We start from the raw sequence: 24,930 nt of genomic DNA on the forward strand, positions 1-24,930 counted from the left end.
CTTTCAGCCTCAAATACCAAATTTCCTTTGTGATACAGTTTCTTAAGAGGGGATAACCTCGCTACTGCCTCGGCTGAACAGGAGGCATCCACCAAATTGAAACTGGCTTCATCTCCTTCTTTTGGCCAAACTTGTTTGCCGTCCTTATCCAATGGAGTGATTCCTTTGGTACCAATCCCTAATGACCTGGAAAGGCCAAACTCATGGTTATAGCGGTAAAGTTCGGCCATGGTCTTGGCTTTGTCCATCATACTGCCCGTACCAAAAGGCTGCCAATGATCAGTGACGCAGTCGGTACCTGCCATGACTGGTATGCCATATTCCATCAGCTTAGGGATGGGCATTACGTTGTATCCAATCGGAACAGTGGTAGTAATGCCTATCTGAGCTTCTGCGAGGGCTTCGCAGGTAGCCTCTAAAGTATTCTCATCCAAGGCACCGAGAATAAAACAGTGGCTGAGGTAGGTGTTTCCCTTGAGTATAGGGTTTTCGTTGACCTTCGCAATCAAATATTGCACTGTTTGCAGACCTGACTCACCTGTTTCATGCAAGTGTATATCAAGCCCCTTACCATAATCCAGGGCCAATTGAACAGTAAAATCCATGGTCTTTTCAATATTTCCATCAATGGAAAAAGGGTCCACCCCACCGATAAAATCAATATCCATGCTTGCCGCTTCCTTCATCAAGTCCTGAGATCCTGAATAAAAGACGCCATGCTGGGGAAAGGCAACCAGTTCTGCTCCAAAACCCGACTCTTTTACCTCCAGTGCTTTCTGTAGATTCTTCAAAGAATCCAGTTGAGAAGTAGGCTCTATATTGACATGACTCCTCGCAAAGTCAGTCCCTTTGGACTGTAGCAATTCGACCAGCTTTTTGGCCCGCTCTGTTGAGTGTGGCAATAGGGTAGGAATGACTTCCTTCTCATGTTCGATAAGTTCTTTTACAGTACGGAATTTACTTTCCCTGGCTTTCCATGCTCCACCATAGTAGGTTTTGTCCAAGTGGATATGCATGTCTTTCATGGCTGGCAGCATCAGCAATCCTTGCGCATCAATGGCATCTGCAGCTGGATTATTGGGAAGAATTTTACTTATTTTTCCATCTTCCACCTCTATGGTAAATAGCCCGGTCTCAGTGGCAATCACCTCTATCTCATCCCTTATAAATGCAGTTTCTAAGCGGACATTTTTAAAAGTGTTTTGGGCAAATGGCGTATTGCTAAAAGGAAGGTTTAGCTTGTGGCCAAACCCAATGGATGGAGCGATCAAACCAGCACCTGTAAGTGCTAAAGTTTGGGAGAGGAAATTTCTCCTGTTGAGCTGTTTGTCTGACATGGTTTATTGTTTATGCTCAAAATTAAGTATTGGAATATAAATCAACTGATAAAATTCTTAACCATAAACAAATCTATCGAATTCCTCCTATTTGACAAAAATCTATTCAGACAGGTGGTTTGGGATGAAAAAGAAAAAGCCCCGGATAAATTCCGAGGCTTTCCGATGAAGATTTTATTTCAAGACACCGAAATCAAGAAAAAGGGTATTTACCTTTCTCAATCATGAAATCTGCGATCTCTCTTCTCAGTTCTTTGGTATTGACCAAGTCTGCTTTTGTCCAACGCTTAAGCCCCATCAACATCACCTTTTGCTCATCTCCTTTGGCGAAAGATGCAATGGCTTCTTTGGCTGCGGATTGGATGATTTCTGCTGCTTCAAATAAGTATACCCTAGACATGGCAATCTGCTGCTTGCATGCCTCTTCTCCTTTGATAGAAACCAATTTCTCAGTTCTCAAAATAGCAGATTCAGCTGCGTAGATTTCGATCATCACATCGGCAAGGTTCATCATGATTTCCTGTTCGGAATCAATTTTATCCTGCAAGGCCATGGCGGCCTTACCACCTACCATCAGGAATACTTTCTTCAGGTTTTTGATTACTTCTTTTTCAGCTGCAAAAAGCTCTGAAGTATCAATACTTTCGAAACTCGGTACCGAAGTCAATTCATTTCCAATTGCCATGGCCGGTCCGAAAAGATCAATTTCTCCTTTCATCGCACGCTTGAGCAACATGCCTACCATCAACATACGGTTGATTTCGTTGGTACCCTCATATATTCTGGAGATACGGGCATCTCTGTATGCCCTTTCCATTGGTGCATCGGCAGAATAACCCATACCGCCGTAAACCTGCACACCTTGATCTACTACATAATCCAAAACCTCCGAGCCATGTACCTTGGCAATGGCCGCCTCAATAGCAAACTGCTCCAGGGCTTTCAGTTTGGCTTCAGCATCTGTCAGTCCTTCTGAGGATATGGCTTCCATCCTGTCTTCAATGTCCTGACCAGCACGGTAACAAAGGGATTCACAGGCATAAATCTTAACAGCCATTTCAGCCAGCTTTTGCTTTACCGCGCCAAATGTACCAATGGATACACCAAACTGCTTTCTTTCGGTTGCGTATTTTACGGCGTAAGAAGCTACCGTTCTACATCCTCCCAAAACGCCCGCACCCAATTTGATTCGGCCGATGTTGAGGATATTCACAGCGATTTTAAATCCATTCTGTCTATCAGAAAGCATGTTTTCCACCGGAACCTTACAGTCATTGAAAAAGACCTGACGGGTTGAAGAACCTTTTATACCCATCTTTTTCTCTTCTTCATTCATCGTCAAGCCTCCAAAACCCTTTTCGACAATAAACGCCGTCAGGTTTTTATCATCTTCTATCTTGGCAAAGACTATAAAGATATCTGCAAAACCAGCATTGGAAATCCACATCTTCTGTCCATTGATGATATAATGCTTACCATCATCTGTCAATACCGCTTTGGTTTTACCACTGTTGGCATCAGAACCTGCATCAGGCTCGGTTAGGCAGTAGCATGCCGCCCATTCACCTGTAGCCAGTTTTGGAAGGTACTTGGCTTTTTGTTCTTCGTTTCCATAATACAAAATAGGCAAAGTACCAATGCCTGTATGGGCACCATAAGTGGTAGAAAAGGATCCGGCAGCTCCTATGATATCTGCGATGAGCATAGAAGTATTGAAACTCATTCCCATACCACCGAATTCTTCAGGCACCGAGATACCCAACAGACCTAGATCACCGGCCTTTTTAAAAATAGAAGGTACTAGTTCCGGGTTTTTCATACTATCGATTTCCTCGATTTTGGGATGGATCTCCGTATCGATAAAATCCTGGCAGGCCTGTGCCATCATTTTTTGTTCTTCGGAAAACTCTTCAAATATGAAGATATCCTGGGCTGCTGTTTCCTTGATAAGGAACTCACCGCCATTGATTGAATTTTTTGTTACTGTTGACATGATGATAAGATTAAAGATGCAAGAGACAAGAAACCGTCTTGAAACACATCACTTAGCTATTTATTTATTGTTTTGAAAAGAATCCTGTAAAAGACACAAACCTGTTTCATGAGGATCAACATGTCTTGTTTCTTGATTCTTTATTCTTGATTCTTATTTAAGCAATTCAAATACCCCTGCTACTCCCTGTCCACCACCTACACAAGCGGTGACCATTCCGTACTTTTTGTTTTGTCTTCGGAGTTCGTCGAAGAGTTGTACAGAAAGCTTGGCTCCGGTACATCCGAGTGGGTGTCCAAGTGCGACAGCTCCTCCGTTGACATTGACTTTATCGATATCCATGTCTAGGGATTTGATGACGGCCAAAGCTTGTACTGCGAAGGCCTCGTTCAATTCGATCAGGTCAATTTTGTCCAAGGTCAATCCAGCTTGTTTCAGCGCTTTCGGCACTGCTTCTTTGGGACCAATACCCATGATGCGAGGTTCTACACCTGCAACTGAGTATGACATCATCCTAGCTATTGGTTCGAGGTTGAGTTCTTTTACCATTCTTTCTGACATTACCACTACGAAAGCGGCACCGTCAGACGTTTGGGAAGAGTTTCCTGCCGTTACCTGTCCACCTTGCCTAAAGGCCGGTCTAAGGTTAGCCAAGGCCTCCATGGAGGTTCCCTGTCTAGGACCTTCGTCTGTGTCTACCGTATATTTTCTGGTTTTCCTTTTTCCATTGTCATCCAGGTAGGTTTCTTCTACTTCCACCGGAACAATTTGGTCTTTGAATTTTCCTTCTTTGATCGCAGCCAAGGCACGGTCATGGGACCTTACTGAGAACTGATCTGCATCTTCTCTAGTGATGTCATATTCTTTGGCCAATTCTTCAGCCGTCAGACCCATACTCAAGTAGTAGTCTGGGTTTTCAGAGGCGATCTTCCAGTTGAGGGCAGTTTTATAACCCATCATGGGTAACAGGGACATGGATTCTGTACCACCGGCGATGATACAATCAGCCATTCCAGCCTTGATTTTTCCTACTGCCAGGGCAATCGCTTCAACACCTGACCCGCAATACCTGTTGATGATAAATCCAGGGTTGTCTACGCCAAGGGCTAGGAGTGATATCATCCTACCCATTTGCATGCCTTGTTCTGCTTCAGGGATGGCATTTCCTACAATAAGGTCATCTACCATTTTATTCTCCAAGCCTGGTGTATTGGCCACGAGGTGTTTGATCACATCAGCAGCCAAGTCGTCAGGTCGGTAAAATCTAAAGCCACCTTTCTTGGCCTTTCCTACCGCTGATCTATATCCGTTTACTATATAAGCTTCCATTTTTTTATTTCTTTTAAGTGTTATTTTGGTTTTAAACTTCTTGCTTGAATCACTGTTAGAAGCGAGAAGCTAGATCCGAGAGACGAGACAGTTTAACGTCTTCAGTATGGGTTTGCTTCTAGAGATGATTTGAAACCGATAATCATTTTTTGGATTTCATCTAACTCTTTGTTTAATGAATCAAAGCTTTCCTGATTTAATAAACCTATTCTTGAAGCGATAATTGTTTGAGTTTCCAACTCAAAACTCTCTCCCAAGCTAATGTCCAAACAGTTTGTCATTGCTTTAGAGGAGCTTCTAGCAGAGCCTTCAGCAATGTTTGAAGGAATAGAAACACTTGATCTTCTCATTTGAGAGGTTAAACCAAATTTTTCTTCTACAGGAAAAGAGTTCGTTATCTGATAAACATTTACTGCCAAATCCACCGCTTTATTCCAAACTTTCAGATTTTTAAAATTATGTCTCAATTTCATAACAAAAGATTTTGTTTAATTAACACCTATTTTACAGTTTCTATCTACCTTCTCGCTTCTCGCTTCTCGTCTCTCGCTTCTCGTTTCTCGCTTCTAATTCCTCAACGGTTTACCTTTAAACAGAATGCTATGGATTCTTTCAAGGGTTTTTTTCTCACCTGTCAAACTTAGGAAAGCTTCGCGTTCAAGATCCAGCAGGTATTGCTCACTTACCAATGTAGGAGCAGAGAGGTCTCCGCCTGACATTACCCAAGCCAGTTTTCTCGCAATCTTGGCATCGTGCTCTGAAATATATTTTCCATACGACATCCCTGTGATGCCTGCTTCAAACAAGGCCAGGGAAGTTTTTCCCAATACTTTGATATCTGTACGCTCGGTAGGCTGTGAATAGCCTGCTTCGTAAAGAGATAAGACTTTTGCTTTTGCTTCAGCCAATTGCCTGTTTCTGTTCAGTGTGATGGAGTCTTTAACCTGCAAGTAGCCTAGTCCTCTTGCTTCTTCTGCAGAGGTGGACACCTTGGCAGTAGCGATATTCATAAAATATTCCTGCAACCTGTTCAATTCTACATCACCTTCTTTGGTTTCATGTGAAAATCTAAGTGTCATCTCTTTTGTACCACCACCGGCTGGAATCAATCCCACACCAAACTCTACCAAGCCCATATACAATTCAGCATGAGCCTGTACCGCATCTGCATGAAGGGACAGTTCACAACCGCCTCCTAAAGCCATATTGTGTGGTGCTACCACTACAGGTACTGAGGAATACCTGGCACGCATCATGGTTTTCTGGAAACCTGCTATCATCAGATTGATTTCATCATATTCCTGATCCCCGGCAAACATAAATAGCATAGCCAAATTGGCCCCTGCAGAAAAGTTGGCCCCTTCATTACCTATGACTAGTCCTTTGTAGGATTTCTCTGCCATGGCTATGGCTGTGTTGATTCCTTCAATAACTTCTTGCCCTAAGGCATTCATTTTTGTGTGGAATTCCAATCCGATCACATCGTCCCCCATATAGTATATGGATGAACCTGCATTGCCCCAAAGTTTTTTGTCTGCTGCTTTGAGCGTTTCCAAAATGACAAAATCCTCTGCCCCTGGAATAGGTTTGTAGCTTTGGGAAGGTATATCGTAATACATACGTTGACCTCCTTCTACCTTATAAAAACTTCCGATTCCATTCTTGATCATTTCATGGACCCAAGGAGCAGCTTTTTCTCCTGCAGCTTCCATTTTCTCGACGGTCTCTTTCACACCCAGTATATCCCAAGTTTCGAAAGGACCATATTCCCAACCAAATCCAGCTGAAACGGCCTGATCTATTCTGTACAATTCGTCGGAAATTTCAGGAATACGGTGTGAGCAATATTTGAACAGGTCATAGAAAGATGCCCTATAGAACTCACCTGCCCTATCGTCAAAATTCACCAAAAACTTGATTCTCTTTTTTAGGTCATCAATATCCTTGGATGCTTCCAAAGCTTTGAATTTTGGTTTTTCTACATCTTTATATTCGTAGGTATCAAAATCAAGTTCCTTAAGCTCTTTACGTCCATCTTTATGACGGATCATTTTGAAATAGCCCTGTCCAGTCTTATCTCCCCACCATTTGTTTTCATATAGTTTTTCAACAATGGTAGGAAGTTTAAATTTTTCCCGTGACTCGTCATGCTCCAAAGTCTTGTAAAGGTTGTTGGCCACGTTGACTGTGGTATCCAAACCAACCACATCCATGGTCCGGAAAGTCGCAGATTTGGCTCTACCAATAAGAGTACCGGTAAGTTTATCAACTTCAGATACCCCAAGGCCCATTTTTTCTATTGTATGCATTCCGGAGATAATGGCATAGACGCCAATCCTATTTGCAATAAAAGCTGGTGTATCCTTACAAAGAACAGTTTCTTTACCCAAGAACTTATCTCCATACTCCATCAAGAAATCAATGTTGGCAGGGTCTGATTTGGGTCCTGGAATTATTTCCAACAACTTCAAATACCTTGGAGGATTGAAAAAGTGGGTTCCTGCAAAATTAACCTGGAAATCTTCCGATCTTCCATCGCACATCAGGTGCATAGGTATTCCGGAAGTGTTGGAGGTTATCAAAGTTCCTGGCTTCCTGTGCTTTTCTACTTTTTCAAAAAGTGATTGCTTGATATCAAGTCTTTCCACAATGACTTCAAGTACCCAATCGTAGTCTTTGATCTTTGGAAGGTCGTCGTCAAAATTACCGGTAGTTATACGGTCCACATATGCCTTGTCATACAGAGATGAAGGCTTTGATTTCAAGGTGTTTTGTAAAGCATCGTTTACAATCCTATTCCTCACCGTCTTATCTGAGAGGCTAAGACCTTTTTTCTCTTCCTGTTCTGTCAGTTCCTTGGGAACGATATCGAGCATCAAAACCTGCACACCAATATTGGCAAAATGACAGGCTATTCTCGATCCCATTACTCCTGAACCTAAAATGGCTACTTTTTTAATGGTTCTTTTCATTTGTTTATTGTTTTTTAATAGTCCTATAATGCTTCATATGTTTGACAACCTTTTGAATGGTAATGTCTTTAGCATATTTGGCCTTATAGAATTTTTGGTTTAGAGTTCGTAGACTTTTTTATTGTCGTACGGCGTTGGGTTTAATGTTTCTGAATTGATTAAATCTATTACTTGATTGATTTTCTGGAATACAGAAAAAAACAAGTCTAACTCTTCTTCGCTGACATGTTCTCTTACCAATACGTTAAAATTCTTAATCGTTTTAACAGAGATTTCTTTTTTCTTTTTTCCCTCTTCGGTGAGGAATATTCTCACTGATCTCTTGTCAATCGGATCAGGCTTCTTGAATATCAGCCCTTTTTCTTCCATATTCTTGAGCATCCTGGTGAGACTTCTGGCTTCCAAACCCATCATAGGAGCAATTTTAGTGGCAGGAGTACCTTCCTTGGAATTGATATTGATCAATACAAATCCAATGGAGGTAGTAAAATCCTGTTGTGCTGCTTTTTGGTTATACATCCTTGAAATTGCATGCCAGGCACTCTTAATATGGTAGTCTACTGTTTCTTCGCGCTTCATAAGCAAATTAATGTGAGACTAATTTACAAAAAATATTGTATGCATGCATACTAAATTGAAAAAAAGTTATGCATGCATAAGAAATATAACACTTATGATTAGGCAATAAAAAAAACTATATTCTGATTTTAGTCAAAATATAGTTTTTTATAAGTAGTTTATTTTATAAAAACTGATATTATCGAAATTAGTTTCTAATATTAAATATCTATAAATCAGGCATAAAGGGCTTCGATTTCCTTCGCATATTTCTGATGTATGACTTTTCGCTTCAATTTCATGGTTGGAGTCAGTTCACCAGTGTCTACATTCCATTGGTCTTTGAGTATTTTAAACTTTTTAACCTGCTCCCATTTACCAAAATATTTATTCAGGATATCAATTTCTTTCTGAAATTTATCAACGATTTCAGGTTTGCTCAGCATTTCGTCATCTGTGGTGTAAGGAATATCTTTATGCTTACACCAGTCCTGCAATCCGGTAATACTAGGAACAATGAGTGCAGAGGGATAATTTTTATTTTCTCCTACTATAACAATCTGCTCTATGAGGGTGGACTCCTTAAATTTATTTTCCATAGGCTGTGGGGCAATGTATTTGCCACCGGAAGTTTTGAACATTTCCTTTTTCCTGTCTGTAATCTTCAGGAAATGACCTTCGTGAATTTCACCAATGTCTCCTGTATGAAACCAATCGCCTTCATCAATTACCTCAGCAGTGAGTTCAGGCTGTTTGTAATATCCCTGCATGATATTCGGACCTTTGACCAAAATTTCTCCATCCTCGGCAATTTTGACTTCTACATCTTTTACTATTTTGCCTACCATACCTATCCTGATATCTTCAAGGTTACATATTGAAGCAGATATTACTGGAGAGGTTTCTGTTAAGCCATATCCTTCACATACTGGTATCTGAGCAGCCCAAAATACCCTTGCCAACCTTGGTTGCAAAGCAGAGGCGCCAGAATTAATTTGCATGATATTTCCTCCCAGTGCTTCCCTCCATTTACTAAAGATGATCTTATTCGCCAACATCAATTGGAAATTATACCACCAACCTTGGTTTTTATTAGGTTCGTATTTTAGCCCGAGATTCAATGCCCAAAAAAACAAGGATTTTTTTATTCCTGTAAGTTCATATCCTTTTGATACAATCTTGTCATACACCTTTTCCAATAACCGGGGAACCGTGTTGAATAGGTGTGGTTGAATTTCCTTTAGGTTATCCCCTATAGATTCCATACTCTCTGCATAATAAATGGAAATGCCCATATACATAAAGCAAAAGGAACCTGTTCTTTCATAAATATGACATAATGGAAGAAAACTCAAGGCAGAGGACAAACCCTTTTCTACAATAACCCTATCTTCAATAGCAAAAACATTGTGAATTACATTTGCATGGCTTAGCATCACGCCTTTAGGCCTTCCTGTAGTGCCTGAAGTGTAGATAATGGTAAAAATATCGTTTGTCTGAATGGCTTCCTTTTTCTCTTCCAAAATGGCCAAATCACCAGTCTCCCCTGAAGACAAGAACTCTTCCCAATTTTCGCAACCTTCTATCCTGTCAAAAGAAAATATTTTAATTTCAGTACCTTCAGATGCCACTAAAGCTTTTTGGTATATTTCTTCATCTCCTACAAATACTTGTTTGACCTCTGCATGTTCAAAGATATACTTGTAATCCTCTGCTGAGATGGTCGGATACATGGGAACTGAAATTGCACCAATCTGTTGCAGTGCCAAATCTACGAAGTTCCATTCAGGCCTGTTGTTGGAAATAATAGCAACTTTATCATCTTTATTGATGCCGGAAGCTAAAAAAGCCAAACCAAGATTGTCTACTATTTTTTTTACTTCCCTTGAAGAATAGGTCTTCCATTCTCCTTCAAGCTTTTGCGCTAATGCAACATCTTTATCATATGTCGCTATTTGATAATTGATGATTTCAAATAATCTGGTGATGGTCATATTGAGTTATGGGTTAGGACAGATTTCAAATTATGAAAAAGGTCCCATTAATCCAATTTCAATTTTTTTGGAAGGTTATCCACCTCCTATTTATTTCTAAATGGTTATTTAATTAAAAGAAATTATGGTCTCTATTATAGTGTGGATTTGTTGATAAGATTTTAAGTTTTTTTAGTCCACATTTTTAAAAGCTATCTATTATACCTTATTCACTTTTTATCCACAGTATATTAGATTGTAATCGTTTGATCTTCTGCTATATGTTTGATCAGTTTTTTATTTTGTGGTTAACTCGGTTTTTACCAAAAGTTAAGAACTTTCTGTTGACGGGTTTGTTGATAAGGGTGGATGAATGAGGACTTATCCCCAGGGTAAGTATTTGTTTTGTCTTTCTAAATATGAAATGATGATAAGTCACCTATTGTACCCAAGTTTTCCCCACTAATCCACATATTAATAGTCAGTTGTCTACACTGTTTTCTGTCATGATTTCCTCCAACAATTCTCTGATATGTGCATCAATTTCTGTTTTTAGATATTCCTTTTCTTCTTCAGGTAGTTTAGGAATTTGTATTATGCCTAAAGGCTTTGTTGGCTGAATAACTACCTCCAATGTCCATCCTCCTCTTACTGTAGTCTCTTTATTGTTATTGTCATTGGGATTTTCAAGGTAGTAGACCCTCTCAGCTTGTCTGTTTTCCAACATGTTATGTGTATCCCATCTTCTATTTAAATTAGTATCTACAATTGCCCTTATCAAATAAGTTGCAGGTTCTATGTTTGTGAATATGGCTACATTGTTATCAGTAAGGTATTGTTCAGCGATTATTTCTTCTTTTTTACTGAGAATCTGTATAATTAATGGCAATTCATCTGTGTTGACTGTTACTTTAATTTCTTCTGCCAGAGTTTCTTTTTTCAATTTCCGAAAAGAGCTCTCCTTTTTATCCTTATTAAATTGGTTTTCTATATCTATAAAGGTGCTGTCGCCTGCATAAACAATAAAATTTTCAATACTTATGCTATCTGGTACTGGCCATTCTAAAACTATTCTTGTTCTGATAAGACTGTCTTTATATGATAGCCACTCTTCTTTTACGGGTACTATTGAAGCTGAATCATATTTGATCAATAATGAATCATAATTTATTGTATTGACTGGTTTATTAAATTTGAATTCAGCCCGTAGTTTTTCTATAAAATTCTTCTGTCCCTCTATGCTTGTTTCAAGTGCTTCTTTTCTTCTTTCGCTCTCTTCAAATTTTGCATAAATCAGAGTATCTATTTTAAAACCTACAGAATCCACCAAATTTAATGTTATTGGAAGACTATCATTTTCCATTGGCGGATGATAGAATCGTAGTGTGTTTTCATTTCTTCTCAAGTATAAACTGTCGTTTAGACCATCGGCTTCAACCTTGATTTCTAAAGGATACTTGCTTAAAACCACGTCAAAATTGCTTCCAGGAGATGTAGTTCTATTGATTTTAAATTCTGATATGTTGGATTTATTGAGATAAAATTGTACCCCTGATATGTCTTCGTCTATTTTTATAGTATCACCTAAAAATGAATATGCCTCTGATTTTTCCTCTACTTTTAAGGAGTTATTGTCGTCGTGCCAAGCATAAGCCAGGTAATCTCCTGCTTTGATATTGGTTAATTTGAAGTTTCCTGCAGTATCTGCTGCTCCAATATAGTATGGAGGTGCAGTAAGGATATTTGTTGTATCCTCCATAGTATATAATCCTATTAGGACATCTTTGATTTTCTTTTCTTTTTGGGGAAAGGTATATGCAACGTTACCAGAAAAAGTTAAGCTGTCGATTTCAGGTCCAGTGGAAAATACCAGTTTAAGATTTTCAGGAACATTGCCTTCTGTGATATCGGAAATTGATTTTTGAAAATTGAATACATAAGTAGTACTGTCCTCAAGTTCTTGGTTGAGTTTGATGGTAACTTTATTTTTCAGCGCTGTTACCTCCATCTCATCTTTATTAATTCTTGGCGTGATGATGATTCCTTTGTTGGGGTTTTCTACTTTTACATATTCGCTGAAGATGAGTTCTATTTCCCTTGGTTTGGTATTTAAAGATTCATTTTCAGGAGTAATAGATAATAATTTTGGTGGTTCTTCATCTTTAGGTCCTCCCATAGGGGTACTTTGTTGAGCACAAGAAAAAAGTGCAATAAATATATAAATGGATAATATTTGTATTATATATTTCATTTTTTCTTTAAAACGTATAATAAGCTTGAGTAATTACTTTCATTTTTCTTAGCCCAATGATTGGATTTTATACCTTTTAATATTCCTTTGGAGAGATTGAATAACGATATTTTTGAGGGATGTGTATATTTTTCTGATAAGATAGATACATAATAACTATCGAAATACATTGGAAGTATCTTTTCTATTTTGAAGTTGAATTCATCCGCAAAAAATTGTAAAGAGTCTTGGTTGAAATGATACAAATGTCTTGGCACGTCCCATGCTGCCCAGAATTTTTTATAATGTTTGGCATCCCATGAATTAATGTTTGGTACTGCTATGATCAGGCTACCTGAATCCTCAAGTAAATTATGTATTTTTTTTGCTGTCTTTCTTAGCTTATGAATATGTTCGAGAACATGAAATAGCGTAATAACTGTAAACTTTTTACCCTTTTTGATGTCCAATAAACTTTCATAAATTTTAATATCTTTTTCTAGCAATATATTTCTTGCTTCTGGGTTAGGTTCTATTCCAAAGGTTTTCCAACCATCTTTTTTTGCTGCTTCTAAAAAATGACCTGTACCAGCGCCAATATCCAATATTTTCTTTTTGTTTGGCTGTTCCTGATTGATAAGTTTTAATTTTTCATTTAAGGTTATTTTTCTTACTTGTTTGTATAAGAAATTGACAAGGTTATTTGCTTCATTCTTGTGGGAGATATAATCTTCCGATTGGTAATAATCTTGTATGTGTTTTTCTTTAGGTCTTGGATTGGTAAATACCAAATGACATTTACTGCATTGGCACAATAAAAATTCTTCCTGACTTATGGAAAGATCTTTTAACTGTAAATGATTAAGAAAAAGCCCACTTTTACAAAGTGGGCATTTATTTAACCTTTCCTGTTTGCTCATCACCTACCCAAATAGACGGTTAATATTGATAAATCAGCCGGCGATACACCACTAATCCGTGAAGCTTGACCTAATGTCTCAGGTCTAATTTTCTGTAATTTCTGTTTTCCCTCAGCAGAAAGAGCAGGTATACTCAAATAGTCGAAAGCTAATGGTATTTTGTAATCCTCCATATTATTGAGTTTTTCAACCATTTGCTGTTCTTTGATGATATAGCTTTCATATTTTATTTGGATCTCAGCTTGTTCTAATGCCTCTTTGCTATATTTTGATAAATATAGTCTTGTATCAGGATCTAACTCCATTACCTTTTTTAGGCCCATCTGAGGTCTTTTAAGCAACTTCTCTATAGTAATTTTCTCCCTGATTGTAGCAGTTTCAAACTCTTCAAGTCCTTCATTTATTTGATCGGGGGAAAGTCGCTTTTGCTTTAAATCATTTATGAGGGTTGCTGTATCGTTCTTTTTATCAAGTACTTTTTCCAGTCTTCTGTCGTCTGCTAATCCGATTTTATGACCTAATTGTGTTAGACGTAAGTCAGCATTATCTTGTCGTAGTAATAGTCTGAACTCAGCTCTAGAAGTAAACATTCTATAGGGTTCTTCAGTGCCTTTATTTATCAGGTCATCTATCAAGACGCCGATATAAGCATCAGATCTTTTCAATAGAAAAGGTTCCTCTTCCTTCACTTTCAATGCTGCATTAATACCTGCTACCAATCCCTGCGAAGCAGCTTCTTCATATCCTGTAGTACCATTTATCTGTCCTGCGAAATACAGATTTTCTACAAGTTGTGTTTCTAAGGTTAATTTTAGCTGTGTTGGTGGGAAAAAATCATATTCTATAGCATATCCTGGTCTAAACATTTTTGCATTTTCAAAACCTGCTATTTTTCTCATTGCAGCGTACTGCACATCCTCTGGAAGTGAAGTTGAAAATCCATTTACGTATATTTCTACTGTATTCCAGCCTTCAGGTTCTACGAATATCTGATGTCTTTCTCTTTCTGCAAATCTGTTGATTTTGTCTTCAATAGAAGGGCAGTATCTGGGTCCTAATCCTTGTATGCGCCCATTAAACATAGGTGAACGGTCAAAACCTGTTTCCAAGGTACTGTGGACCTCTTTATTTGTGTATGTTATCCAACAAGGCCTTTGATGTGTGAGTGTGTTTGTTTCATCGGAAAAGGAGAATTTTTCTGGGTTTTCATCTCCGTGTTGAATCTCCATTTTGGTGTAATCCAGTGATCTTCCATCAACTCTTGGCGGTGTCCCTGTTTTCATCCTTCCGGATTCGAACCCTAAACTTTGCAGTTGTTCTGTTATCCCTTTAGCTGCTGCCTCCCCTGTTCTACCACCTCCGAATTGCTTTTCTCCTATATGAATAAGACCGTTTAAAAATGTACCGTTTGTCAAAACAACCGATTTTGCTTTGATTTCTATACCGATACTTGTTTTTATACCTGTTACTCTCTGATCTTTTACAACAATACCTGTTACCATTTCCTGCCAGAAATCTACATTTGGGTTACTCTCCAATGCCAATCGCCATTCTTCAGCAAATCTCATTCTGTCATTTTGTGATCTTGGAGACCACATAGCAGGCCCTTTTGATCTATTGAGCATCCTGAATTGAATCATAGATTTGTCAGATATTATTCCTGACATACCTCCCAAAGCATCAATTTCCCTAACAATTTGACCTTTTGCCACACCACCCATAGCTGGATTACATGACATTTGAGCAATATTGTTCATATTCATAGTACAAAGCAAAACTTTTGCACCAATCTTAGCAGCAGCATTTGCAGCCTCGCAGCCTGCATGTCCCGCCCCCACTACAATCACATCATATTCTGGAAACATACATTTCTATTTAAATTGTTTCACGTGAAACAGTGATTATTAATTCATATAGTTTCACGTGGAACAGTTGTTATTCAAACATTTCAATGGCTTTATTTTCCATCAAACGCATTGTGTTTTTTTCTTCTTTTGTTTTGTCTCTATAACCCATCAGGTGTAATAGTCCGTGGCTCAATACACGTTTTAGTTCTGCGTCGAATTCTATTTTAGAATTTACTGCATTGTCTTTGATCCTTTCTATACTTACAAATATATCCCCTTCTATTTCTGTTTTTTTCTCAGAATTATCAAAAGTAATGATATCTGTGTAAGTGTCGTGTTTTAGATATTCTAAATTAATATTGTATAGGTACTCATCTGTACAGAATATATAATTCAGATCTTTTATAGAAAAGCCTTCTGATGTTGCAATATTTCTTAACCAGGACTTAAATCTATTTTTAGGTTTTAAATCAAAACGAATATCTTCTTGAAAAAAGAGAATGGCCATTTTACATGTAAAATGTTAGTATTGTTTTTCTTCCTTCATCTTCAAACTTTACTTCGTCTGAAAGATGCTTGATGATATAGATTCCTCTGCCTCCAGCCTTTTCTAGATTTTCGGGAGATGTTGGGTCTTCTAGATTTTCAGAATCAAATCCTTTGCCTTGATCTGTTATGGTAAACATAATTTCATTGTCACCCAAGGCTAGTTCTAATTCTACTTTTTTAGTACTATCCATATTATTGCCATGAATGATAGCATTGGTTACACATTCTGTTACAGAAATCATGATGTTTCCATATATATCCTCATCAATAGTGTACTTTTCTTTAGCATTATCAATAAAGCTTTCTATAATTTTGATATTCTCCATCAGAGATGGAATTGAAATTTTAATAGATTTCATAGACTATATATGGATAATTACATTATTAATTTCATTTAACATCTAGTTGTAACACTATTGGGCAATGATCTGAATGGTGTACATCTGCCAATATTTTTGCGTTTTTCATTTTACTTTCAAATGGTGCACTTACCATATGGTAATCTATTCGCCACCCAAGGTTTTTGGCTCTAGCCCCTGCCCTGTAGCTCCACCAAGTATATTGATGAGGTTCAGGGTTGAATTTTCTAAAGCTGTCAACAAAGCCGGAATCTGTGAATTTATCCATCCATGTTCTTTCTTCAGGTAAAAATCCTGATGAATTTTTATTAGATACAGGATTATGGATATCTATAGGTTTATGACAGATATTATAATCTCCGCTTAAAATCAAATTAGGTATTTTTTGGCTTAAATCCTGAGTGAAGCCATAAATATCATCAAGAAATTGATATTTAAAATCTTGTCTAATATCTCCGGTAGTTCCTGATGGAAAGTAAGATGAAATAAAAGAAAACTGATCGAAGTCAACCCTTATCATTCGTCCTTCATCATCATATGCAGGCATATCCATTCCATATACCACATGATTTGGTTTGACTTTACTTAATATGGCCACTCCGCTATATCCTTTTTTGACTGCTGGGTACCAATATACATGGTATCCAAGATCTGTAAATATGGAAGTGTCTATCTGATTCTCCATCGCTTTTACTTCCTGTAAGCCAATGATGTCTGGATTTTCTTGTGTTAACCAATCAACAAAGCCTTTGTTGATGGCTGCCCTGATTCCATTGACATTATAGGATACGATTTTCATGTAGATAGGATGGTTTTTGTTGAATGTATTTATTTGATTTCAATCTGGTATTCTTGTTCGAAATATTCCAGCACCTGTATTTTTAATAATTTTTCCTGTTCAAGAATGTCAAAATGGGGAAGTTTTTTGATGAGTTTCCAGTGTGGCCAACCTTCTTGGTCTATATAGTCCAATTCATAAAATTCAGCCAAACTTAAAACTTTACAAATTGCAATATGCATCAGGTCTTGCTTCTGTTCCTTGGAGAAATTTTTGTTTCCTTGACCAAGTTCCTGCACGCCTATTAAGAATAGGACGGCATTGAGGTCTTTAGGTTTTTTCCCAATTACCTCTTCCAAGCCTTGCAGTAACTTGCCCCACCTTTTTTCAAGATCAAGATCTTTTTTAAACATTCTTATTTCCTTCTTTTTCCAGAATTTCCCAGTATTCTGCAGCCCTTCTTAGATGGGGAATCACAATAGACCCACCTATAATAGTAGCAATGGAGAATACTTCAAATACCTCTTTTTTGTCTAAGCCGGACTCATAACATTTACCTAAGTGGTACTTGATGCAATCATCACACCTTAGCACCATGGAACACGCTAGCCCAATCATTTCCTTGCTTTTGATGTCTAAAGCACCTTCAGCATAGGTGTTGGTATCAAGGTTAAAAAACCTTTTGATAACTTTGTTGTCAGAAGCCATGATTTTTTCATTCATTTCGCTTCTGTAGGTATTGAACTCTTCTATTAAATTCATTAAATTATGAGTAGTTAATTTTAACCTGCAAATATAGCAGGTATTTTACTGTCCTTCAGTTATTAAAACCCTTTTTGATATGCATCTGCCTCTTTTTGATGACTTTTTAGCATTGGTTTTTCCTAAAACCTGCTGCCTTTGTAAAAGGAGCTTGTTTGAGTTTGAAGATCAGCTCTGTAAGCCCTGCATTTCAAAGCTTCCTGTTGCAAACTATCATCTCCGACCTCAGAATAATGACCTTGTTACAAAGATTCTTGGTTTGACCAAACCCAATTTGGTAATGTCTTTTTTACGGTTTACCAAAAAAGGTCACAGCCAAAAGCTGCTGCACCAACTCAAGTACAGGAATAAGCCTGAAATCGGTATAGAGCTGGGAAGAATCTATGGTCAGCTACTCAAAACTGCGGGTTTTCAGGATAACTGGGATCAGATCACTCCAGTTCCTCTACACAGCACAAAATTTAAAAGAAGGGGCTATAACCAAAGTGAGCAATTTGCTTTAGGTCTTCATACAAGCCTTAAGGTTCCTGTAGTTTTGTCTATCAATAGAAGAGTTTTTACCGAAACGCAGACTCAAAAATCACGAATGGAAAGATTACAAAACGTAGAGGGGGTTTTTGAAGTGGTGGAAAGTAGCTTGATAAGTGGAAAGCGCATATTAATTGTCGATGATGTCATGACCACAGGAGCTACCTTGATTTCCTGCGCAAATTTGTTGTTGGAAAATGGTGCCCAAACCGTTGATATGGCTGTCATTGCTGCAGGAAAGAATTGATATACAATTGGTTATCCTCTTTACAGTTTTGATTAATAGATGGAATTTATGGGGTAAAAAAACCTTTCGTCATATTTAACCCACAGAATCCTAAGGTTTTGCCTAATTTTCTTTTTGATTTTTATGAGCAGAATTATGGAGCATATTAATGACAGAAGGGAGTTTTTGAAGAAATCAGCAGCTTTAGCAGCTTCATTAAGCATTAGTGGAACATCGTCTTTATTGGCATCTGATGTCAAACCTAAAAATAAGTTACCTCAATGGAGAGGCTTCAACCTGCTGGATTTTTTTAATCCCGAGGCAGACAAAGGCAGGAAGAATCCTGAAAAGTATTTTCAGTGGATGTCAGATTGGGGCTTTGACTTTGTAAGGGTTCCCATTTCTTACCCTTCCTACCTCAGTTTTGATCGTTCAAGACCTATCCTAGCAGAGGAAACTTTAAACTTCGATGAAAACAGGTTGCAAGAAATTGATGCCCTGGTAGATTTGGCGCATAAGTATGGCTTGCATGTAAGTCTCAACCTTCACCGAGCTCCCGGTTTTTGTATCAATGCTGGATTTATAGAACCATTTAACCTTTGGAAAGATAAAGATGCCTTAGATGCGTTTTGTGCCCACTGGGAAATGTGGTCGAAAAGGTACAAAAACATTTCTTCTAAGAAGTTGAGTTTCGATTTGGTGAACGAACCCTATATGCGTGAAGATGTAAATGATCAGCTTTCACCGGGAGGACCTGTTCCTGTTGATGATTATTACCGGGTAGCAAAGGCTGCTGTAGCAGCAATCAAGTCTGTCAATAACAAAAGGCTTGTGATAGCTAATGGAAACAGTGGTGGTGGCGTTGCGGTACCCGAATTGGCTGATTTGGATCTTCACCAAAGTTGCAGAGGCTACCACCCCATGTTGATTTCACATTATAAGGCACCATGGGTATTCAAAGATATAGACAATTTACCGATCCCTTCCTGGCCTGGAGAAATCAATGGTAAAGTTTACGATAAATCGAGTATGGAGGAATATTATCAGCCTTGGTTTGATTTACTTAAAAAAGGTGTAGGTGTACACTGTGGTGAATGTGGAGCTTATAATAAAACACCACATAATGTGTTTTTGGCATGGTTTGAGGCTGTTTTAGATGTCTTGCATGCACATGGAATTGGATATGGTATATGGGAATTTTCAGGTGCTTTCGGCATACTTAATTCCGGACGCGAGGATATTCAATATGAAGATTGGTATGGTGAAAAGCTGGATAGAAAATACCTGACTTTATTACAGAAATACCATTGATTACCAACTGCCGCCTGCACCGCCGCCACCAAAAGATCCACCGCCGAATCCCCCAAAACCGCCTCCTCCGAAGGATCCTTTTCCTGAGGAAAAATCTCCAAATTTGCCGCGGCTTCCTCCTTTTAGCATGTTGGCTAGCATGATCGTGGTAAAAAGGTCTACATTGCCACCGCGGCCTCCCATGTGGTTGTCGTTGTCTTTTTTATTTTTAATCATAGGAAGGATGACAAAAAGGAATATGATGATTAGAAAAAAAACCAAAGCTCCTCCTCCTTCTCCTGAGGAAGTGACTTTTTCGGCCTTATATTCTCCTGAGGCAAGTTTAAAAATCATGTCTGTTGCCTTGTCTAAACCTGTATAATAATCCTCCATTCTAAAGTTGGGGACAATTAATTGGTTTACAATTCTTTTTGCCAAGGCATCCGGCAAAACACCTTCCATGCCATAACCCGTTGCTATGAATACTTTACGGTCCTCCATAGCAGCCAAAATCAACACTCCATTATCCAGGTCTTTTTGGCCTATTCCCCATTTGTCACCCAATTGAAAAGTATAATCGCTGATGTCGTAGGGCCCTACTGATTTGACCATGACTATGGTAACCTGAGTAGAGGTGCTGTCATTGTAAGCCCTTAGCTTCTTTTCCAAATTAGACAGGTGCTGTGGACTAAGGGAGTTGGAAAAATCATTCACCAATCTTGGAGGGTTGGGAATTTCGGGAAAGTCTGATTGTGCGAATCCTTGCGACAGAAAAACAAAAAAGAATATTAGCAATAGGTGTTTTGGCTTCATATTATTTATCCAAAGGATATTTCATCGGGTAACTCATTGATGTCCCCTTTTCTTTCATAAGGAAAATGCGCTTGCAGGGCTTTACCACTCATTTCAATGCCTAGGCTAAGTCCTTTTGTAAATTCCCCTTTCTTAAAATGAGCAAGCATTTCATTTTTGATTTCTTCCCAGAAATTAGCAGGAACTACGGCATTGATGCCTCTATCACCCAAGATGGCAAATTTGTGGTCTTCAACAGCCAAGTAAAACAATACAGCATTCCGCTCTTTTGTCTTATGCATTTTGAGGACTTCAAAAACCTCAGCAGCCCTGTCCATTACATCTTCTGCGCAATGGTTTTCAATATGAACTTGGATTTCTCCTGAGGTTTTCATTTCTGCTGCTTTGATAGCGGCAATGATCTGTGACCTATCTGACGTTGAAAATAATTTTTCTGGCATAATACTTAAAATTCTACACTGGGAGCTGTTTCTGCACCCTGTGCTGCTTCAAAGTAGCCTTTTCTTTCAAATCCGTACCAACCTGCAAACATGTTGTTAGGAAATGTACGGAGGTTTGAATTATATGACTGCACGGATTGATTGAAGTTTCTTCTTGCTACTGCTATTCTATTTTCTGTGCCTTCCAATTGAGCTTGAAGTTCTAGGAAGCTCTGATTGGCTTTCAGGTCGGGATATCTTTCCACAGAGACTAAAAGCCTGCTTAAAGAACCGCTTAACTGATCTTGTGCTTCCTGAAACCTTGATATGTTTTCAGGTGTCAGATCATCTGCAGTAAGATTGATAGATGTGGCCTTTGCCCTGGCTTCGACTACCTGAGTAAGGGTTTGCTGTTCAAAATCAGCGTAACCTCTGACTGTATTGACCAGGTTGGGGATCAAATCAGCCCTTCTCTGGTATTGTGTTTCCACCTCTGCCCATTGACCACTTATGGTCTCTTCATTTTGCACAAATATATTGTAGACACCAACTGCCTTGGTATATACAAACAAGGCAATCAGACCGATTACCAGAATAGGAATCCAAGCTTTTTTCATATGATTATACTTTATAAACCTTGTGTATTACGGGAGTTGAAATTTGAAAGTTCAACAAAACTTTCATTAATTATTTTCATTTAACACCTCAAAGGTAGGAATCTTTAGGTTTCGAAGGAAAATTTTAAAAGTTGTTCCTTTGCCTACCTCGCTTTCTATGGTAAGGTTGCCATCATGGGCACGTATTTGTTCCCTGACGAGGTATAGTCCCAAGCCTTTTCCCTCTACATGAGAATGAAATCTTTGATACAAGCCAAAAAGCCTATCTCCGTACCTTTCTAAGTCTATTCCGATACCATTGTCGCTATATTGCAAAACGGTAAATTCATTTTCTTTCCAAGTTTTAATCCTTATTTCCGGATCTCTGTCAGGGTGTTTATATTTCAATGAGTTAGTTGTAAGGTTGATCAAGAAATTTTCCAGGTGAGAGTAGATGTAATTGATCTTTTTTACCTCTGAAAAATCTTTAATTATGAATGCATTGGCTTCAGAAATCTGTTTGGCCAGACTTTTTTCTACATTTCTTAAAATCTTACCAAATGCTATATTTTCTATTTTTGGCAGCTTATTTTTTTTGATCGACACCACTTCAATAAGGTCTTGGAGGGTGCTGTGAAGGATATTTGTAGATATTTTTAAGTTCTGTATGACTTCTTCATTATCAGGGTTGGCCGGAGAAGTAGCATCATACAGGTCTAATAAAGAAGAAATGTTGACGATTGGAGCTCTCAGGTTATGGGAGATAATGTATGCGAATCTTTGAAGTTCCTCATTTTGGGATTTCAAGTCCCGTATCAGTTGTTCTCTTTCCTCTTCAGCATGCTTTGTTTCTGTTATGTTTTGCGTAAAAAGTAGAATTCTATCTATTTCGCCGGAATTGTTTTTTAAAGGGACAGCACTCTTCAGGTAATATTGATTGTCTATGACGACTTCAAACATGACGGATTCTCCCTGAAGTACTTTGTCCAACTGAAGTCTCACTTCGTTTACGATATAGCTTTCATATTTAGCCAAATGCGGTGTGCCAATCAGCTTTTTAGGATCGATTCCTTTATTGTGGTATTCTTTTCCATCTGTATGGATATAAATCAGGTTTTTGTCCAATACTTCAATGGTCCCTTTTGGGAAATTTTCAGCTATGCTCCTGAATAACTGCTCAGAGACGATAAGCTTGTGTTCATAATTCAACCTTTTAAGTTCAGCTCCTATACGGTCAGATAGTATACTGAGCAGTCCAGCTAACCTTTGGCTATACGGTTTTGGTTTTTCATCCATAATAACCAAAATACCCAGCCTGTTTCCGCTAAGGTCAATTATTGGGACGCCCAGATAGGTAGAGATGTTCATTTCGAGAAGCATCAGATCCTCATTGAAATCTTTAAAGGCATCTTTTTGAATGATTAGGGGTTCATTCCTATTGAGACATTCTTTACAAGGGGTGTTCTCAAGATTATAATTGAAGTTTTTTTCTTTTTTCCCATTTCTTGTGTAAGAAAGGACTTCTGCCTCCTGACCATTGTCTTTAATTTCTGCAATGAAACAATGATTCATATCAAGCTTCTCCGAAAGGAGTAGGGTAAGTTGTTCAAAATACTCTTGTCCACTATATTTAGAGGTGTTCTCCGTAAGTTGGGAAACGGTATTACTTACGAATTCCTGCTCACTGATATCTTCTAAAATGGCCTGATAATATTTGCCTTTTTCGATTTCTTTGGCATTGACTCTCAAGTGGAAAAGTTTTTGATTGAATGCGCTGATATAAGGACCCTCGTAAAAGCCATAGCCTTCTGAGATGCTTTTTTGATAGGCATTTTTGATTGGGTTATCTCCCACAAGTTCAAAAATGTTTTTCCCTAAAAGTATACTCGAATTTTGGAGGTCTATTTTTTCAACAAAGCTTTTGTTTGCATCAAGAATATTCCCTTTTTGGTCATATTGGAGCGTAGGAAGGGGATTTTCTTCAAATAAAGTCTTATAGCGATTTAAGTGAACAGAAGACTCTTTTTCTTTTTGTCTGGTATATGTAAAGTCCACGAAGAAACCTGCCCATATGGAATCACTTTTATATTTTCTTAATCTATCGGAAGTACCATAGATCCATTTTGTCTCCCCATCGGGAAGAATAATTCTAAAATAAGCTTCAAATTTGGTGTCATTAAGATAAGCATTGCGGTCAGCTTGGTATACTAAATCTTTGTCTTCAGGATGAATCAAACGATCAATCAGGTCTTCATCTTCTAGAATATCTTCAGGCTTTAGCCCCATAAGACTTTTGGATCCATCAGAGACAAAAAGAAACTTGTGCGTATAGTTTGGGAATGCCTGTAGTAGGTACACCATTCCGGGTACAACACCTGTCAGTTCATCCAGTACTGACTTGTTTTTCATCAAGTCTTTTTCAATGTCTTTCAATGCTGTGATATCCGTAATGATACCTAAAATAAGCTCTTCACTGCCTTTCCCATTTTCAAATCTCCGTACTTCATCCTGCACGAAGACATAATGTCCCCCTTTGTGCAAAACCCGATAATTAAGCTTTGAATTTTCAGCATAATTGACTTTGTAACTGTGCCTATCATCAGGGTGAATCAATTTTTTCCAATCTTCTCCAGTAAAATCCTCAAAAAATGAATTAGGATACCCTAAAATCTCTTCAGTTTTTCCTGTCCAATTGACTTTATCTGTAGTTGGGTTATAATCATAATATAAAAGACCTTTTTCCTTCTTTTTTGGATTTGGCGAAGAAGGTCGGTTGGCATTAAATGATTTAAAAAACTCCAATTGGATCAACTCAACATTGCCACCAAGAATCTGCCTGGTGAGGTATAGGTGTCTTGGAAATATTTCTAAAAAGGGTGTGTCAGAATTTTTAATAAATTTTTTTATCGCAGATTTGGGTATAAAATCAAACGTTTGATAGACAAACAAGACCCATTCTTCAACAGTTTTTAATTGATGGTCATTTAAGTCTCCAGGGATTACTTCTTGGTTTTTTTTCTGAATCAGCCAAGAGTATTTGATGCTGTTTTTCCATTCTGAAGGAGAAATCAGTGCATTGACCAAATAGGATTGATCTTCCTGTGCAATTACATAACCTTCTATTTCTACAAACTGGAATGTACTTTTGTTGGTAAGTATAGGACAATAAATTTTGTCTCCGTTTCCCAGCCTTTTATAAAAATTCTCAAAAATTTCCATAGGAAGTGTAGGGAAAAGTGCTTGAAAAAACGATTCTTCATAAAATTTATCACCCTCTTCAAGTATTTTTTTGATTTCTGAGGAGATATACAAAAGTTCATATTTTCCCTCCTTGTACCTCTTCAGGGTAAGCAAAATATTTTGAAAAAAGAAGGCGTTTTTTGTGGTCATTTGACAATTTGTAAAAGTGAAGCCTTATGTTTTAACAATTTGCAATAGTTGGCAGATTGCA

The 24,930-nt window shown here is 38.0% G+C and carries 21 protein-coding genes; 2 read left to right on the plus strand and 19 right to left on the minus strand.

Features of this window, described 5'->3' with window-relative positions:
- The 15 genes from EA341_RS10565 to EA341_RS10635 form a co-directional block, all read right to left on the minus strand.
- A partial coding sequence (locus tag EA341_RS10565; RefSeq protein ID WP_293013917.1) for an amidohydrolase occupies positions 1-1,337 on the minus strand: 1,337 nt, incomplete at its 3' end.
- A gap of 193 nt (positions 1,338-1,530) precedes the next feature.
- Positions 1,531-3,330 (minus strand): acyl-CoA dehydrogenase family protein, encoded by a 1,800-nt coding sequence (locus EA341_RS10570; RefSeq protein ID WP_293013919.1) that lies wholly within the window; start codon positions 3,328-3,330, stop codon positions 1,531-1,533.
- A gap of 153 nt (positions 3,331-3,483) precedes the next feature.
- A complete protein-coding gene (locus EA341_RS10575; protein ID WP_293013921.1) occupies positions 3,484-4,659 on the minus strand; it encodes an acetyl-CoA C-acyltransferase in 1,176 nt (391 codons plus the stop codon).
- A gap of 101 nt (positions 4,660-4,760) precedes the next feature.
- Positions 4,761-5,132 carry a four helix bundle protein gene (locus EA341_RS10580; protein ID WP_293013924.1) on the minus strand — a complete coding sequence of 124 codons (372 nt, stop codon included), beginning with the start codon at positions 5,130-5,132 and terminating at the stop codon, positions 4,761-4,763.
- Positions 5,133-5,225: 93 nt separating this feature from the next.
- Positions 5,226-7,631 (minus strand): 3-hydroxyacyl-CoA dehydrogenase/enoyl-CoA hydratase family protein, encoded by a 2,406-nt coding sequence (locus EA341_RS10585; RefSeq protein WP_293013926.1) that lies wholly within the window; start codon positions 7,629-7,631, stop codon positions 5,226-5,228.
- A gap of 99 nt (positions 7,632-7,730) precedes the next feature.
- Positions 7,731-8,210 (minus strand): MarR family transcriptional regulator, encoded by a 480-nt coding sequence (locus tag EA341_RS10590; protein ID WP_293013929.1) that lies wholly within the window; start codon positions 8,208-8,210, stop codon positions 7,731-7,733.
- A gap of 215 nt (positions 8,211-8,425) precedes the next feature.
- Positions 8,426-10,183 (minus strand): long-chain fatty acid--CoA ligase, encoded by a 1,758-nt coding sequence (locus EA341_RS10595; protein ID WP_293013932.1) that lies wholly within the window; start codon positions 10,181-10,183, stop codon positions 8,426-8,428.
- Positions 10,184-10,643: 460 nt separating this feature from the next.
- Positions 10,644-12,413, minus strand: coding sequence for an Ig-like domain-containing protein (locus tag EA341_RS10600; protein WP_293013935.1), 1,770 nt, complete (start codon positions 12,411-12,413; stop codon positions 10,644-10,646).
- Positions 12,410-13,312 (minus strand): class I SAM-dependent methyltransferase, encoded by a 903-nt coding sequence (locus EA341_RS10605; RefSeq protein WP_293013937.1) that lies wholly within the window; start codon positions 13,310-13,312, stop codon positions 12,410-12,412. Before EA341_RS10605 ends, EA341_RS10600 begins: the two co-directional genes overlap by 4 nt.
- Complete coding sequence (gene mnmG / locus EA341_RS10610; RefSeq protein WP_293013940.1) at positions 13,312-15,177, minus strand: tRNA uridine-5-carboxymethylaminomethyl(34) synthesis enzyme MnmG; 1,866 nt, start codon at positions 15,175-15,177, stop codon at positions 13,312-13,314. Before mnmG ends, EA341_RS10605 begins: the two co-directional genes overlap by 1 nt.
- A 70-nt stretch (positions 15,178-15,247) precedes the next feature.
- Positions 15,248-15,667, minus strand: a complete 420-nt coding sequence (ybeY, locus tag EA341_RS10615) for an rRNA maturation RNase YbeY (RefSeq protein ID WP_293013942.1) — start codon at positions 15,665-15,667, stop codon at positions 15,248-15,250.
- Between the two features lies 1 nt (position 15,668).
- A complete protein-coding gene (locus tag EA341_RS10620) occupies positions 15,669-16,067 on the minus strand; it encodes an ATP-binding protein (RefSeq protein ID WP_293013945.1) in 399 nt (132 codons plus the stop codon).
- A gap of 31 nt (positions 16,068-16,098) precedes the next feature.
- Positions 16,099-16,866 carry an exodeoxyribonuclease III gene (locus tag EA341_RS10625; RefSeq protein WP_293013949.1) on the minus strand — a complete coding sequence of 256 codons (768 nt, stop codon included), beginning with the start codon at positions 16,864-16,866 and terminating at the stop codon, positions 16,099-16,101.
- A gap of 29 nt (positions 16,867-16,895) precedes the next feature.
- Positions 16,896-17,258 carry a hypothetical protein gene (locus EA341_RS10630; RefSeq protein ID WP_293013955.1) on the minus strand — a complete coding sequence of 121 codons (363 nt, stop codon included), beginning with the start codon at positions 17,256-17,258 and terminating at the stop codon, positions 16,896-16,898.
- Positions 17,251-17,607 carry a carboxymuconolactone decarboxylase family protein gene (locus EA341_RS10635; RefSeq protein WP_293013957.1) on the minus strand — a complete coding sequence of 119 codons (357 nt, stop codon included), beginning with the start codon at positions 17,605-17,607 and terminating at the stop codon, positions 17,251-17,253. The genes EA341_RS10630 and EA341_RS10635 overlap by 8 nt, the downstream gene beginning before the upstream one ends.
- A gap of 79 nt (positions 17,608-17,686) precedes the next feature.
- On the opposite strand from EA341_RS10635, the gene EA341_RS10640 reads away from it, so the two are divergent.
- Both EA341_RS10640 and EA341_RS10645 read left to right on the plus strand, forming a co-directional pair.
- Positions 17,687-18,382 carry a ComF family protein gene (locus tag EA341_RS10640; RefSeq protein WP_293013959.1) on the plus strand — a complete coding sequence of 232 codons (696 nt, stop codon included), beginning with the start codon at positions 17,687-17,689 and terminating at the stop codon, positions 18,380-18,382.
- A gap of 123 nt (positions 18,383-18,505) precedes the next feature.
- Positions 18,506-19,672 carry a cellulase family glycosylhydrolase gene (locus tag EA341_RS10645; protein ID WP_293013961.1) on the plus strand — a complete coding sequence of 389 codons (1,167 nt, stop codon included), beginning with the start codon at positions 18,506-18,508 and terminating at the stop codon, positions 19,670-19,672.
- Here the strand turns inward: EA341_RS10645 and EA341_RS10650 are convergent, their stop codons facing one another.
- The 4 genes from EA341_RS10650 to EA341_RS10665 all read right to left on the minus strand — a co-directional run bounded on the left by EA341_RS10650 (position 19,673) and on the right by EA341_RS10665 (position 24,869).
- The gene (locus tag EA341_RS10650; protein ID WP_293013967.1) at positions 19,673-20,464 is read right to left on the minus strand and encodes a YgcG family protein; all 792 of its coding nucleotides are present in this window, start codon (positions 20,462-20,464) and stop codon (positions 19,673-19,675) included.
- Positions 20,465-20,469: 5 nt separating this feature from the next.
- Positions 20,470-20,904: a TPM domain-containing protein gene (locus EA341_RS10655; RefSeq protein ID WP_293013971.1), complete on the minus strand. Its 435-nt coding sequence runs from the start codon at positions 20,902-20,904 to the stop codon at positions 20,470-20,472.
- A gap of 5 nt (positions 20,905-20,909) precedes the next feature.
- Positions 20,910-21,500: a LemA family protein gene (locus tag EA341_RS10660; protein WP_293013973.1), complete on the minus strand. Its 591-nt coding sequence runs from the start codon at positions 21,498-21,500 to the stop codon at positions 20,910-20,912.
- Between the two features lie 66 nt (positions 21,501-21,566).
- Positions 21,567-24,869, minus strand: a complete 3,303-nt coding sequence (locus EA341_RS10665) for a PAS domain-containing protein (RefSeq protein ID WP_293013976.1) — start codon at positions 24,867-24,869, stop codon at positions 21,567-21,569.
- Between the last annotated feature and the right edge of the window lie 61 nt (positions 24,870-24,930).

This window comes from Mongoliibacter sp., assembly GCF_007692705.1.
Lineage (GTDB): Bacteria > Bacteroidota > Bacteroidia > Cytophagales > Cyclobacteriaceae > Mongoliibacter.